This is a genomic window from Amnibacterium kyonggiense (assembly GCF_004364555.1).
GTDB lineage: Bacteria > Actinomycetota > Actinomycetes > Actinomycetales > Microbacteriaceae > Amnibacterium > Amnibacterium kyonggiense.
On sequence record NZ_SOAM01000001.1, the window covers coordinates 1,538,801 to 1,551,902 of the forward strand.

Genomic DNA, 13,102 nt, shown 5'->3' on the forward strand with positions numbered 1-13,102 from the left:
CCGGGCGCTCCGCGCCCGTGTCGAGACCACCCGGAGCGCGCGGGTCGGCACCCGGCCCGAGGGAGGGCCCACACGCCCGAATAGGATGGAATCCATGCCCGACGCGTCCCTTGAGATCACGGTCGCCGACGTCCAGCACCTGGCGGGTCTCGCCCGCATCGCGCTCGAGCCCGGCGAGATCGAGCACCTCGCCGGCGAGCTCAACCAGATCGTCGACTCGGTCCGGAAGGTGCAGGAGGTCGCGACGCCCGACGTCCCGGCGACCAGCCACCCGCTCCCGCTCGTCAACGTCCTCCGCGCCGACGAGGTCGGCGCGGTCCTGACGCAGCAGCAGGTGCTGTCCGGCGCGCCCGACCAGCAGGACGGCCGCTTCCGCGTGCCCGCGATCCTCGGTGAGGAGCAGTAGATGACCGACCTCATCCGGTGGACCGCCGCCGAGCTCGCGGAGCGCCTGGGCGCGGGCGACGTCTCGAGCGTCGAGGCGACGCGTGCGCACCTCGACCGCATCGCGGAGGTCGAGCCCGACGTCCACGCCTTCCTCCACGTGGCCGGCGAGGCCGCGCTGACCCGTGCGGCCGAGATCGACCGGCTCCGCGCCGCGGGCGAGGCGCCGAGTCCGCTCGCCGGCGTGCCGGTCGCGATCAAGGACGTGCTCTGCACGAGCGACATGCCCTCGACCGCGGCCTCGCGGATCCTCGAGGGCTGGATCCCGCCGTACGACGCGACCCCGGTCGCGCGGCTCCGCGCCGCGGGCCTGGTCCCGCTCGGCAAGACGAACATGGACGAGTTCGCGATGGGGTCCTCCACCGAGTACTCGGCGTACGGCCCCACGCACAACCCGTGGGACCTCTCGCGCATCCCGGGCGGCTCCGGCGGCGGGTCCGCCGCCGCGGTCTCGGCGTTCGAGGCGCCCGTCGCGCTCGGCTCCGACACCGGCGGTTCGATCCGGCAGCCCGCCGCGGTCACCGGCTCGGTCGGCGTGAAGCCCACCTACGGCGGCGTGAGCCGCTACGGAGCGATCGCGCTCGCGTCGAGCCTCGACCAGGTCGGCCCGGTCTCCCGCACCGTCCTCGACGCCGGCCTGATCCACGACGTGATCGGCGGGTACGACCCGAACGACGCGACGAGCCTGCAGCAGGCGTGGCCGTCGATGGCGGAGGCCGCGCGCCGCGGTGCGGCCGAGGGCTCGCTCGCCGGCGTCCGCGTCGGCGTCGTCAAGGAGCTGAACGGCGACGGCTTCCAGGAGGGCGTCCGCAGCCGGTTCGCGGAGTCCCTCGAGCGCATGGCGGCGGCGGGCGCGGAGATCGTCGAGGTCGCGGCGCCGCACTTCGAGTACGCGATCAGCGCCTACTACCTGATCCTCCCCGCGGAGGCGTCGAGCAACCTCGCCAAGTACGACGCCGTCCGCTTCGGTCTGCGCGTCGACCCGGGCCGCTCCACGACGGAGCAGGTCATGGCCCTGTCCCGCGAGCGCGGCTTCGGCCCCGAGGTGAAGCGCCGCGTCATCCTCGGCACCTACGCGCTCTCCGCCGGGTACTACGACGCGTACTACGGCAGCGCGCAGCAGGTCCGCACCCTCGTCCAGCGCGACTTCGCGGCGGCGTTCGAGCAGGCCGACGTGCTCGTCTCGCCGTCCACCCCGACCACCGCGTTCCGGTTCGGCGAGAAGGTCGACGACCCGCTGGCCATGTACCTGAACGACGTGACGACGATCCCGGCGAACCTCGCGGGCGTGCCCGGGATGAGCCTCCCCATCGGCCTCGCGCCGGAGGACGGCCTGCCGGTCGGGCTGCAGATCATGGCGCCGGTCCGCGAGGACGCGCGCCTGTACCGCGTCGGGGCGACCCTCGAGGCGCTGCTCGAGGCGGAGTGGGGCGCGCCCCTGCTGTCGCGGGCGCCGGAGCTCGGCCGTCCCGTTCCCGTGCCGGGGTTCGGCACCGAGCCGGACGGAGGGACCCGCTGATGGCCGGAGCGTCGACCAAGGACGTGCTCATGGACTTCGACGAGGCGCTCGAGCGCTTCGAGCCGGTCCTCGGATTCGAGGTGCACGTCGAGCTCTCGACCGCGACGAAGATGTTCTCCGCCGCGCCGAACCCGGCGGCGCCTGGCGCCGACTCCACGGTGCCGAACTCGTTCGTCGCGCCGGTGGACATGGGCCTGCCGGGCGCGCTGCCGCTCGTGAACGCGGAGGCGGTGCGGTACTCGATCTCGCTCGGGCTGGCGCTCGGCTGCTCCATCGCGCCCTCGAGCCGCTTCGCGCGGAAGAACTACTTCTACCCGGACCTGGGCAAGAACTACCAGATCAGCCAGTACGACGAGCCGATCGCGTTCGAAGGGTCCGTGGAGGTCGAGCTCGAGGACGGCACCACGTGGGTCGTCCCGATCGAGCGCGCGCACATGGAGGAGGACGCCGGCAAGCTCACGCACGTCGGAGGCGCCACCGGCCGCATCCAGGGCGCCGACCACTCGCTCGTCGACTACAACCGCGCCGGCGTCCCGCTCGTCGAAATCGTGACGAAGCCGATCTTCGGCGCCGAGCACCGCGCTCCCGAGATCGGGAAGGCGTACGTCGCGACGATCCGCGACATCGTCAGATCGCTCGGCATCTCCGAGGCGCGGATGGAGCGGGGCAACCTCCGCTGCGACGCGAACGTCTCCCTCCGCCCGCGCGGTCAGGAGCGGCTCGGCACCCGGACCGAGACGAAGAACGTGAACAGCCTCCGCTCCGTCGAGCGCGCGGTCCGCTACGAGATCCAGCGGCAGGCCGCGATCCTCGCCGCGGGCGGGACGATCATCCAGGAGACGCGGCACTGGCACGAGGACACCGGGACGACGAGCGCCGGCCGGCCGAAGTCCGATGCGGACGACTACCGGTACTTCCCGGAGCCCGACCTGCTGCCGGTCGAGCCGAGCTTCGCCTTGATCGAGGAGCTCCGCGCCGCGCTGCCGGAGTCGCCCGTCGCGTTCCGCAAGCGCCTCCAGGCCGACTACGGGTTCACCGACGCGGAGTTCCGCGACATCGTGAACGCGGGCGTGCTCGCCGAGCTCGAGGAGACCGTGGCGAAGGGGGCCGCGCCCGCGCAGGCGCGCAAGTGGTGGCTGGGGGAGATCCTCCGCATCGCGAACGCGCGCGGGGTCGACGCCGGCACGCTCGTGTCGCCGCTGCACGTGTCCGAGCTGATCGCGCTCGTCGAGAACGGCGACCTGACGGACCGGCTCGCGCGCCAGGTGCTCGAGGGTGTCATCGCGGGGGAGGGCAGCCCGGAGGCGGTCGTCGCCGCGCGCGGCCTCAAGGTCGTCTCCGACGACTCCGCCCTGATCGCCGCGATCGACACGGCGCTCGCGAGCCAGCCGGACGTGCTGCAGAAGATCAAGGACGGCAAGGTCCAGGCGGCCGGCGCCGTGATCGGCGCGGTCATGAAGGCGATGCGTGGCCAGGCCGACGCGGCCCGCGTCCGCGAGCTCGTCCTGGAGCGCGCCCAGTCCTGATCCTTCGCGTCGCGATCCGTGCCGCATTCCTCGAGGCGAGGCGGCACGGATCGCGACGCGAACAGGCCGCCGGCTCCAGCAGGATGGCGGCATGCAATTCGCGCGGTACCCGGTGCGGCGCGTGGAGGCGCGTCCGGGAGCGGAGGTCGACGGTGCGGCCTGGCCGGCGACGATCCCCGCTGTGGCGCAGCTGCTCCGCGACGGGCTCGACCTCGGCCGCGCGACGGTGCTCGTCGGTGAGAACGGCTCGGGCAAGTCCACGCTCGTCGAGGCGATCGCGATCGCGTACGGGCTGTCACCGGAGGGCGGGTCGCCGAACGCGCGGCACTCGACGCGGGCGAGCGAGTCGCCACTGCACGAGCAGCTGACCGTCGTCCGCAACGGCGGCGCCGGCCGCTTCGGCTACTTCCTCCGCGCCGAAACGATGCACGGCCTCTTCACCTATTTGGAGCAGCACGGGGACGACGGGCCTCCGCTGCACGAGCTCTCGCACGGCGAGTCGTTCCTGGCGCTGATTCGCGACCGGTTCCGCGACGTCGGGCTGTGGATCCTCGATGAGCCGGAGAGTGCGCTGTCCGTGACCGGCTGCATGGCGCTGCTCGCGCACCTCACGGACCTGCTCGAGGACGACCGCAACCAGGTGATCCTGTCGACGCACTCGCCGCTGCTCGCGGTGCTGCCGGGCGCCCAGATCCTCGAGGTGGGGGAGTGGGGCCTGCGCCCGTGTCCCTGGGAGGAGACGGACCTGGTCCGGCTGTGGCGGAGCTTCCTCGACGAGCCGCGCCGATTCCTCCGCCACCTCTGACGCGCGGAACCCCTGATCGGAGTTCGTTCTCGCTACGATGAGCGCATGACCGACACGGTGCGCCCGTCCTTCGCGGTGCGGCGACCGGGGCTCGTGCGCGCCGGTCGCGTCACCCTGGTCGTGCTCGGCTGGGCGATCATCACCTGGCTCCTCGGTCTGCTCTCGATCTTCGTGTCCGTGTTCCTGCTGCTCATGGCGCTGGTGCTCGTGCCGGCCGGCTTCCTGTACGGGGTCGCGGTCCGCGCGGTCCTGCTCCGCCGCCGCAGCGCGGCACGCCGAACAGCCGCAGCCCCGCTCGACGGAGGCGATCGCCGCCGGCTCCCGGCGCAGCGCATCGACCGCTGGCTCGCGGTGCTCCAGCTGGTGGTCTGGGCGTGCCTCGGCGCCCTGTGGGCGGCGACCTCCTCCCTCGAGCTGCAGGGCTTCATCTTCGGGAACACGACCGCCCTCGGGAACGTGCTCGGCTCGCTCGGGGGCACGGCCTTCGGCATGCTGCTCGAGGTCCTCGTCGCGATCCCCGTCGCTGCCGTGCTCGTCACGCGGCAGGCGACGGACCGGCCCGGGATTGCCGCGGAGGCGGCCGTGCTCGCGGCCGGCGGGGCGGACGCGCGCGCGATCCGGTCGACGCGCACGTTGTCCTGGATCGCCTACGCGGTGTCGTCCGTCGTGGCCCTCGGCGCGATCGTCGGATTCGTCCCCTCGACGCTCCGCTGACCGCCTGTCCGTCTCCCGCGCTCAGAGGCGGAGCGACCAGTGCCGCACGGTGCTCTCGAGGCGGTCGTACCGGTACGGCACCGCGTCGCCCTCCGGCGCCCAGCCGAGCCGCGCGAGGAACGGAGTCGAGTCGGCGGCGTTCGTGTCGACGATGCCGGCACGGATCCGGTCGACCGCTCCGGCGGTCCGGGCGACCGCCGCGTCGTGCAGGCGGCGTCCGAGCCCCCGCCGCCGCACGTCCGGCGCGCCGATCGGCCGGACGTCAGGCACCCGGCGTCCGGTGCTTCTCGAAGAAGCGGACGACGGCGGCGGGGTCGTAGTTCGACGGGTCGCCGTGCTCACCGCTGGTCTGGATGTACGTGACCGACGCGCCGGCGGCCTTCGCCTCCGCGACGCAGACGGCGGCGTTCGTCGCCGCGGTCACGACGGTGTCGGCGGGGGAGGCCCACACCATGAGCGGCGTATCCCCGACCCGCACCGGCGAGATCGGGGCCCGGCTGCGGCCCCGCCAGGCGTCGCGGATCGTCGCCTGGAACCGCGGCTCGCGCATCGTGCGGATGTCGCAGACCGGGAACCACGCCGTCGCCGCCCGCACGTCGGGCAGCGTCCGCGCCAGCTGCATCGTGGCGAGCCCGCCCATCGACTCGCCCATGAGGAAGACGTCGTGGAGGCGGTACCGCGCCTGCGTCCGCTCGATCAGCGACCGGTAGTCCGCGAGGCTCGCCGGGTCGCCCCACGCCTTGCCGTCCGCGTCGGCCGCCAGCACCGTGAAGCCCGCATCGCCGATCGCGTGGGCGACGGAGGCCTCCTCCCGGCGGCTCAGCAGCGACCACCGCGTCTGCCCCCACCCGTGCAGGAAGACGACGAGTCCGCCGTTCGACGTCTTCGGCACGATGACGAGCGACGACGAGCGCTCGTCGTCGACGACCCGGCCGCCCGCGGCCCGCAGGTCGGCGGGGACGATCGTGGCCGTCGGACGCGGCGTCGCCTGCGGCGGCACGGTCGAGGACGCGACGCACCCGGCCAGCCCGACCTGCACGAGCAGTGCGACGGCGACGGCGAGCGCGGTGCGACGTGGGCGGCGGGGCACCACAGCATTCTGCGGGGAGCCCGACGCCGCGCCGCGCACGCCGGAGGTGCGGATGCGATCAGTGCCGAATCGTGACCGAGTCCCCCCGGAACGGGGCGCACGCCGCGGTCGTGGCCGCCGACGGCCGCCGCGTACGCTCGTCGCAGGCGCCGCGGCACACGTCCTCTCTTCACTCGACGACCGCGGCGACCACGAGCGGCCGCTCTCGGCCGCCCTGCCGCGGGATGCGCGGCACGCGTGCCGTCGCGCACGTGCCGCGCATCCCGCCGAACCGCTCCCCGCCGTCGGGGAGGATGGTGCGGTGCAGCGCGACCCGGATCCCCAGCAGATCGCGGACCTCCGGGCGGATCTCGACGACGCCCGCTACACGGTCGACGGGCTCGCGGATGCGTGGGGCCCGATCGCGGCGGAGGCGCTCGGTCGCGACGACCCCGAGCCGGCGCTCGCGGCGCTCGAACGGCGCCCCGCGACGCCGGCCGGCGTCCTCGGGGCGCTCTTCGTCCTCGGCGCCGCCCGGCCGGTGGGCGCCGTCGACAGCGCGCTGCCCCGGCTCGGGGCGGCGGGCGCGGAGCGGCTCGGCCTCGTCCGCGTGGACGGCGACGCGGTCCGGGCGGTCGTGGACCTCCGCCCGTACGCGCTGGCCGACGAGAGCGGGGTCGCGTCGTGGTGGATCGCCTCCGACCCGGGGGAGATGGCGCTCGGCGGCGAGCTGCCGGAGGAGCACGTGCTCGGCGCGGGCTCCGCCTCGACGACCCTGGCGCAGATCCTCGTGCCCACCGGTACCGGCCGCGTGCTCGATCTCGGGACCGGCAGCGGCGTGCAGGCGCTCATCGCCGCCCGCTCGGCCGGCACGGTCGTCGCGACGGACGTGTCGGCCCGTGCCCTCGACTTCGCCGGGTTCAACGCGGCGCTGAACCGGGTGCGGCTCGACCTGCGGGAGGGCTCGCTCTACGAGCCGGTCGCGGACGAGCGGTTCGACCGCGTCGTGACGAATCCGCCGTTCGTCATCACCCCGCGGGTCGACGGGGTGCCCGCGTACACCTACCGGGACGGCGGCTTCGGCGGCGACGGGCTCGTCGAGGCGGTCGTGCGCGGAGCGGCCGAGCACCTCGCGCCCGGCGGCGTCGCGCAGCTGCTCGGCAACTGGGAGGTGCACGGCGACCAGGCCGCGACCCGGGAGCGGGTGCTCGGCTGGGCGGACGGCCTCGACGTCTGGGTCGTGCAGCGCGACCTCCTCGATCCCGCGCAGTACGCGGAGACCTGGGTGCGGGACGGCGGCGCGCAGCCCGGGACGGCGCGATTCCGGACGCTGGTCCGCGCGTGGCTCGACGACTTCGCCGCGCGCGGCGTCACCGCGATCGGCGCCGGGTACGTCACGCTGCGGGCGTCGCGCCGCGCCGCGACCCTCCGGCGCTTCGAGCACCTCGACGGCGCCGTCGGCAGCGGCATCGGCGGCGCGATCGAGGCGGCGCTCGCGGCGCACGACCTCCAGCACGCGCTCGCCGACGACGCGCTCGCCGACACGGTGCTGGAGGTCGCGCCGGACGTCACCGAGCACCGGCACTACTGGCCGGGCGACGCGGACCCGACCGTGATCGAGCTCGTGCAGGGCACGGGGTTCGCGCGCGTCCGCCGCGTCGACACCGTGACGGCGGCCGTGGTCGGCGCGTCCGACGGCGAGCTGCCGCTCGGGGCGATCGTGGACGCGGTGGCGCGGCTCCTCGACGCGGATCCGGTCGACACGAGGGCCGCGGTCCTCCCGATCGTCCGGGAGCTGTGGTTCGAGGGCTTCCTCGCCCTCCGGTAGCGGGTCGGCCCGGCGGGGTCAGCCGGCCATGACGGTCTGGGCGAAGCCGTCGAGGCGCTCGCGGAGGCCCGCGATCCGGCGCTGCACGATCTCCTCCGGCGGCAGCTGCATCGGCGCCGCGGGCGGCGCGATGCGGATGATCGCGGAGCAGCCGAGGTCCGCGCAGATGTACGTGCCGACCGTGTCGCCCTTCCGGCCCGCTTCGCCGATCCGGGGCGCGGAGAAGAGCGTGACCTGGGCGCCGGGCTGCGGCATGTGGCAGAGCGAGCACATCGCGCTGATCCCGGAGCGGATCCGCCGCTCGGCCGCGCGCAGCACGAGCGACACCGGGCGGTCGCCCTGCCACACCGTGAGGTAGGCGCGCTGCGGCGCCTTCGCGTCGTGCCAGCCCAGGTACTCGCGCTCGTCCCAGAGCACCTCGTGCAGGCCCGGCATCGGGAGCCGTTCGGCCTCGCCCCGCGTCGTGTTGACGAACGAGTCGCGGATCTGGTCCTCGGTGAGCGCCTGCATCGCTCCCAGGGTAGGACTCAGCGCGTGAGCGGCCGCGCGTAGTCCGGGTGCTCGGCCAGGAAGTTGCGGACCATCGGGCACTGGGCGAGCGGGCGGATGCCGGCGCCCCTCGTGTCGTCGAGGCTCGCGCGGACCATCTGCGTCCCGTACCCGTGGTGCTCGTGCGCGACGTCGATCTCCGCGTGCGTGAACACGCGGCCCTCCTCGGTGTTCCGGTACAGGAGCTCGCCGATCGGTTCGCCGTCGAGCACCGCGACGTAGCGCTGGTGCTCCTCGTCGTGCCGGGTCTCGATGTCCGCCATGCGGTCATCCTGCACGGCGACCCCGACAGCGGCAATCAGGTGCCGAAGCGGGAGGATCGTCCGCGTGAGCGCTCCGGACGTCGTCGTGGTCGGCGCGGGACCGAACGGCCTCGCCGCGGCTGTGACGGCCGCGCGCGCCGGTCTCCGCGTGCTCGTCGTCGAGGCGGCCGACCGCCCAGGCGGCGCCGCCCGCACCGAGGAGGTCACGCTGCCGGGCTTCCGGCACGACCTCGGCGCCGCGGTGCACCCCATGGCGCTCGCGTCCCCCTTCTTCCGCGCGTTCGGCCTCGCGGACCGAGTGCCGTTCCGGACCCCGGAGGCCTCCTACGCCCACCCGTTCGACGACGGCACCGCCGCGATCGCGTGGCGGGACCTCGACCGCACCGCGAGCGGCCTCGGCGCGGACGGCCCCGCCTACCGGCGCCTGCTCGGGCCGCTCGTCGACCGGGCCGACGGCGTCGCCCTGTTCACCCTCGGGCCGGTCCTGCGCGTGCCCCGCGACCCCGCCACCGCGGTGCGCTTCGGGCTCGCGACGCTCGACCAGGGCGGCCCGGGCTGGAACGCGCGCTGGCGCGGCCGGGAGGCGCCCGCGCTGCTCACCGGCGTGATGGCGCACACGGTCCGGCCCATGCCGTCGCTGCCGTCCGCCGGTGCGGGGCTCGCGCTCGCCGTGCAGGCGCACGCGGTCGGGTGGCCGATCCCCGTCGGCGGCACCGGGGCGATCGCCGACGCGCTCGTCGAGGACCTGGTCGCCCACGGCGGCCGGATCGAGACCGGCCGGACCGTCGCCGACCTCCGCGACCTGCCGGCGGCGCGCGCCACCGTGCTCGACACGAGCGTCCCGGCGCTGCTGGCGATCGCCGGGCGGCGGCTCGCCCCGCTGGTGCGCGCCTGGCTGCGCACCGTCCGGTTCGGCTCGGGCGTGGGCAAGGTCGACTTCGCGCTCGACGGCCCCGTGCCCTGGCTCGACCCGACCGCGCGGACCGCCGTCACCCTGCACCTCGGCGGCCCGCGCGCAGCCGTCGCGGCCGCGGAGCACGAGGTCGCCCGCGGCCGGGTGCCGGACCGCCCCTACGTGCTCGTGGCGCAGCCGAGCGTGCTCGATCCGACCCGAGCGCCGCAGGGCAAGCACGTGCTCTGGACGTACACGCACCTGCCGCACGGCTCGACCCTCGACCCGACGGCGCTGATCACGGACGCGGTCGAGCGGCTGGCTCCCGGTTTCCGCGACCTCGTCCTCGCCGCGAACGCGCGGAGCGCGGCGGACATCGGCGCCTGGGACGCGAACCTCGGCGGCGGGGACATCGCCGCGGGCGCGGTCACCCTCCGGCAGCTGCTCGCGCGCCCCGTCCCGACCGGCGACCCGTGGCACCTGGGCGACGGCCTCTACCTCTGCTCCGCCGCGGCCGCGCCCGGGCCGGGCGTCCACGGCCAGGGCGGTCATCTCGCGGCGCGCTCGTTCCTCCGCCGCGAGTTCGGGATCGCGGAGGCGCCCGCGCTGCGGTGAGGCGCCGGCCTCGCACCGCTCGTCCAGCCGGCGGCGGGGAGCATCGGTCCGTGGCATCCAAGGTCTGGTTCATCACGGGCACCTCGCGCGGCTTCGGCCGGGAGTGGGCGATCGCAGCGCTCGATCGCGGCGACCGCGTCGCGGCGACGGCGCGCTCGACCGACTCCCTCGACGACCTGGTCGAGCGGTACGGCGACGCGATCCTGCCGCTCGAGCTCGACGTCACCGACAAGGCGGCGGTCGACACCGCGGTGCAGCGCACGCTCGAGCGGTTCGGCCGCATCGACATCGCGATCAACAACGCCGGCTACGGCCACTTCGGCTTCGTCGAGGAGGTGTCGGAGGCCGAGCTGCGCGCCCAGCTCGAGACCAACCTGTTCGGCGCGGTGTGGGTGACCCAGGCGGTGCTGCCCGCGATGCGCGAGCAGGGCTCGGGCCACGTCATCCAGGTGTCGTCGATCGGCGGCATCAGCGCCTTCCCGCTCGTCGGCGCGTACCACGCGTCGAAGTGGGCGCTCGAGGGCATCTCGCAGTCGCTCGCGCAGGAGGTCGCCCAGTTCGGGATCAAGGTCACCCTGATCGAGCCGGGCGGCTTCTCGACCGACTGGGCGGGTCCGTCGGCGAAGCACTCCGAGGAGCTGCCCGCCTACGCCGACTACCGCACGGCGGTCCAGGAGCAGCGCGCGAGCCGCAACGGCACCCCGGGCGACCCGGAGGCGACCCGCGGTCCGATCCTCGAGCTCGTGGACGCGGAGGAGCCGCCGCTGCGGGTCTTCTTCGGCCGCAGCCCGCTCGGGATCGCGAAGGCCGACTACGCGAAGCGCATCGAGACGTGGGAGCAGTGGCAGCCGCTCTCCGAGCGCGCGCAGGGCTGACCGTTTCCACCGCGTTACGGATTCGTCCGGATCGAGGGCCTGCCCGTAGCGTTCGTGCGTGACCACGGTGGAGACCCCCGTCAAGCAGTCGTTCGTCGAACCCGGGGGCATCGAGGCGATCCCGGTCGCCCGACGCCACGGATCGCCGTGGCAGCTCCTCGCGACGTGGAGCGCCCCGAACCTCGAGTTCGCGACCGTGTACGTCGGCGTGATCGCGGTCGCCTTCTTCGGGCTCGGCTTCCCGCAGGCGATGGTCGCGCTCGTCCTCGGGAACGCGCTCGGCGCGATCACTCAGGGGATCCTGTCCGCATGGGGCCCGCGTGACGGCGTCGCGCAGATGGTGCTCGGCCGCGTCGCGTTCGGCACCCGCGGCAACATCCTCCCCGCCGGGCTGAACACCGTGATGGCGGGCCTCGGCTGGTTCGCCACGAACTCGGTGAGCGGGGCGTTCGCGCTCGCGACGCTCACGACGATGCCGGTGTGGCTCGCGCTCCTCATCATCGTCGTCGTCCAGGTCGGCGTCGCGATCGTGGGGCACAACTTCGTGCAGCTCTTCGAGCGCTACGCGACGGTCGTGCTCGGCGTGATCTTCCTGCTCGCGGCGGTGTTCGCACTGCTGGCGGGGCACCTGGGCGGCGGCGCGGGAGGCGGACCGGCCGGCTTCAACGCCGGCTTCGGCGGCTTCACCGTCGCGATGGCGGCCGCGTTCGGCTACGCCGCCGGCTGGAACCCGTACGCGGCCGACTACACGCGATACCTCGCCCCGACGACCTCGAAGGTGAAGATCGGGCTGGCGGCGGGCATCGGGAACTTCGTGTCCTGCACCGTGCTGATGGCGGCCGGCGCCGCGGCGGCGACCGCCGTGAGCTTCGGGAAGGCGAACCCGACCGACCTCTTCACCTCCGCGGACGTGATGCCGGTCGTGATCGGGAAGCTCACGCTGCTCGCGATCTTCTTCGGCGCGATCTCCGCGAACGCGCTGAACATCTACTCCGGCGCGATGAGCTTCCTCGCCGTGGGCATCCGCATCCCGCTCACCCTGCGGCGCGCGCTCGTCGCCGGCGCGTTCGGAGTGATCGGGTTCTTCATCGCCCTCGCGGCGAGCGGCGACCCCTCCGGCTCCTACGAGAACTTCCTGCTCGTCATCGCGTACTGGATCGCGCCGTGGCTGGGGGTCGTGCTCGCCGACCGCTGGTACCGCCGGGGGACGGGCATCGCGCGCTTCCTCGCGGACGACGCCCGGTACGTGAACTGGCCGGGCTTCATCGCCCTCGCCGTGGGGATCGTGGTGCCGATCTGGCTGTTCGCGAACCAGACGCTCTACACCGGCGTCCTCGTCGCGCCGACCGAGCGGTTCTCCGGCGGCTTCGTGGCCGACTACGGCATCGGCGACCTGACGCCGCTCGTCGGGTTCGTGCTGGCGGTCGTCGTGTACTTCGTCCTCGTACCGGTGTTCCGCCCCGCGCGCGGCGCCGCGCTCCCGGCGAGCGGCTACGAGGAGCCCGTCCACGTCGACGCGGCGAGCGAGCGATGAGCGACGCTCGCTACCCGACCGATGCCGACAAGCTCGCGGTCGCGGCGGAGCAGGCCCGGATCGGGCTCGCGGAGGGCGGGATCCCGATCGGCGCCGCGCTGTTCGACGGGGAGGACCGGCTGCTCGGCGCCGGCCACAACCGGCGGGTGCAGGACGACGACGCCTCCGTCCACGGCGAGACGGACGCGTTCCGCAACGCCGGGCGGCAGCGCTCCTACCGCGACACGACGATGGCGACGACGCTGTCGCCCTGCTGGTACTGCAGCGGCCTGATCCGGCAGTTCGGCATCGGTCGCGTGATCGTGGGCGACGACGTGAACTTCCTCGGCGGGCAGGACTGGGTCGCGGAGCACGGCGCCCACGTCACCGTGGTCGACGACCCGGAGCTGATCGCGATGATGGGCGACTTCATCGCCGCGAACCCGGCGCTCTGGAACGAGGACATCGGCGAGGACTGATCCTCCCGGAT

The 13,102-nt window shown here is 74.2% G+C and carries 14 protein-coding genes; 10 read left to right on the forward strand and 4 right to left on the reverse strand.

Annotated elements, in window-relative coordinates:
- The first annotated feature begins 94 nt into the window (after positions 1 to 94).
- The 5 genes from gatC to CLV52_RS07755 all read left to right on the forward strand — a co-directional run bounded on the left by gatC (position 95) and on the right by CLV52_RS07755 (position 5,008).
- Entirely contained in the window at positions 95 to 406 is a 312-nt protein-coding gene (gene gatC / locus CLV52_RS07735) for an Asp-tRNA(Asn)/Glu-tRNA(Gln) amidotransferase subunit GatC (RefSeq protein ID WP_133765639.1), read from the forward strand.
- Positions 407 to 1,963, forward strand: coding sequence for an Asp-tRNA(Asn)/Glu-tRNA(Gln) amidotransferase subunit GatA (gatA, locus tag CLV52_RS07740; RefSeq protein ID WP_133765640.1), 1,557 nt, complete (start codon positions 407 to 409; stop codon positions 1,961 to 1,963).
- Entirely contained in the window at positions 1,963 to 3,489 is a 1,527-nt protein-coding gene (gene gatB / locus CLV52_RS07745; protein WP_133765641.1) for an Asp-tRNA(Asn)/Glu-tRNA(Gln) amidotransferase subunit GatB, read from the forward strand. Before gatA ends, gatB begins: the two co-directional genes overlap by 1 nt.
- Before the next feature lie 91 nt (positions 3,490 to 3,580).
- Positions 3,581 to 4,294, forward strand: coding sequence for an AAA family ATPase (locus CLV52_RS07750; RefSeq protein WP_133765642.1), 714 nt, complete (start codon positions 3,581 to 3,583; stop codon positions 4,292 to 4,294).
- Between the two features lie 45 nt (positions 4,295 to 4,339).
- Entirely contained in the window at positions 4,340 to 5,008 is a 669-nt protein-coding gene (locus CLV52_RS07755; protein WP_133765643.1) for a hypothetical protein, read from the forward strand.
- A 21-nt stretch (positions 5,009 to 5,029) separates the two neighbouring features.
- Here CLV52_RS07755 and CLV52_RS07760 read toward each other — a convergent pair whose 3' ends face one another.
- The gene (locus CLV52_RS07760; protein ID WP_133765644.1) at positions 5,030 to 5,278 is read right to left on the reverse strand and encodes a hypothetical protein; all 249 of its coding nucleotides are present in this window, start codon (positions 5,276 to 5,278) and stop codon (positions 5,030 to 5,032) included.
- Complete coding sequence (locus CLV52_RS07765; protein ID WP_162850750.1) at positions 5,271 to 6,098, reverse strand: alpha/beta hydrolase family protein; 828 nt, start codon at positions 6,096 to 6,098, stop codon at positions 5,271 to 5,273. Before CLV52_RS07765 ends, CLV52_RS07760 begins: the two co-directional genes overlap by 8 nt.
- A gap of 301 nt (positions 6,099 to 6,399) precedes the next feature.
- Between CLV52_RS07765 and CLV52_RS07770 the strand changes: the two genes are divergently transcribed.
- Positions 6,400 to 7,905, forward strand: a complete 1,506-nt coding sequence (locus CLV52_RS07770; RefSeq protein WP_246018011.1) for a DUF7059 domain-containing protein — start codon at positions 6,400 to 6,402, stop codon at positions 7,903 to 7,905.
- Positions 7,906 to 7,923: 18 nt separating this feature from the next.
- On the opposite strand, the gene CLV52_RS07775 is transcribed toward CLV52_RS07770, so the two are convergent.
- Entirely contained in the window at positions 7,924 to 8,415 is a 492-nt protein-coding gene (locus CLV52_RS07775) for an FBP domain-containing protein (protein WP_133765647.1), read from the reverse strand.
- Between the two features lie 17 nt (positions 8,416 to 8,432).
- Positions 8,433 to 8,717, reverse strand: a complete 285-nt coding sequence (locus CLV52_RS07780) for a GNAT family N-acetyltransferase (protein ID WP_133765648.1) — start codon at positions 8,715 to 8,717, stop codon at positions 8,433 to 8,435.
- A 64-nt stretch (positions 8,718 to 8,781) separates the two neighbouring features.
- On the opposite strand from CLV52_RS07780, the gene CLV52_RS07785 reads away from it, so the two are divergent.
- The 4 genes from CLV52_RS07785 to CLV52_RS07800 are packed head-to-tail and all read left to right on the forward strand — an operon-like array spanning position 8,782 to position 13,091.
- Positions 8,782 to 10,224 (forward strand): phytoene desaturase family protein, encoded by a 1,443-nt coding sequence (locus CLV52_RS07785; RefSeq protein WP_133765649.1) that lies wholly within the window; start codon positions 8,782 to 8,784, stop codon positions 10,222 to 10,224.
- Between the two features lie 50 nt (positions 10,225 to 10,274).
- Positions 10,275 to 11,099, forward strand: coding sequence for an SDR family oxidoreductase (locus CLV52_RS07790; protein WP_133765650.1), 825 nt, complete (start codon positions 10,275 to 10,277; stop codon positions 11,097 to 11,099).
- Between the two features lie 58 nt (positions 11,100 to 11,157).
- On the forward strand, positions 11,158 to 12,633 hold the full coding sequence (locus tag CLV52_RS07795; RefSeq protein ID WP_133765651.1) for a purine-cytosine permease family protein: 1,476 nt from the start codon (positions 11,158 to 11,160) through the stop codon (positions 12,631 to 12,633).
- Positions 12,630 to 13,091, forward strand: coding sequence for a nucleoside deaminase (locus tag CLV52_RS07800; RefSeq protein ID WP_133765652.1), 462 nt, complete (start codon positions 12,630 to 12,632; stop codon positions 13,089 to 13,091). The genes CLV52_RS07795 and CLV52_RS07800 overlap by 4 nt, the downstream gene beginning before the upstream one ends.
- Positions 13,092 to 13,102: the final 11 nt, after the last annotated feature.

Coding starts and splice junctions, on each gene's coding strand:
- gatC (WP_133765639.1), top strand. CDS start 95: ATGCCCGACGCGTCCCTTGAGATCACGGTCGCCGACGTCCAGCACCTG.
- gatA (WP_133765640.1), top strand. CDS start 407: ATGACCGACCTCATCCGGTGGACCGCCGCCGAGCTCGCGGAGCGCCTG.
- gatB (WP_133765641.1), top strand. CDS start 1,963: ATGGCCGGAGCGTCGACCAAGGACGTGCTCATGGACTTCGACGAGGCG.
- CLV52_RS07750 (WP_133765642.1), top strand. CDS start 3,581: ATGCAATTCGCGCGGTACCCGGTGCGGCGCGTGGAGGCGCGTCCGGGA.
- CLV52_RS07755 (WP_133765643.1), top strand. CDS start 4,340: ATGACCGACACGGTGCGCCCGTCCTTCGCGGTGCGGCGACCGGGGCTC.
- CLV52_RS07775 (WP_133765647.1), bottom strand. CDS start 8,415: ATGCAGGCGCTCACCGAGGACCAGATCCGCGACTCGTTCGTCAACACG.
- CLV52_RS07780 (WP_133765648.1), bottom strand. CDS start 8,717: ATGGCGGACATCGAGACCCGGCACGACGAGGAGCACCAGCGCTACGTC.
- CLV52_RS07800 (WP_133765652.1), top strand. CDS start 12,630: ATGAGCGACGCTCGCTACCCGACCGATGCCGACAAGCTCGCGGTCGCG.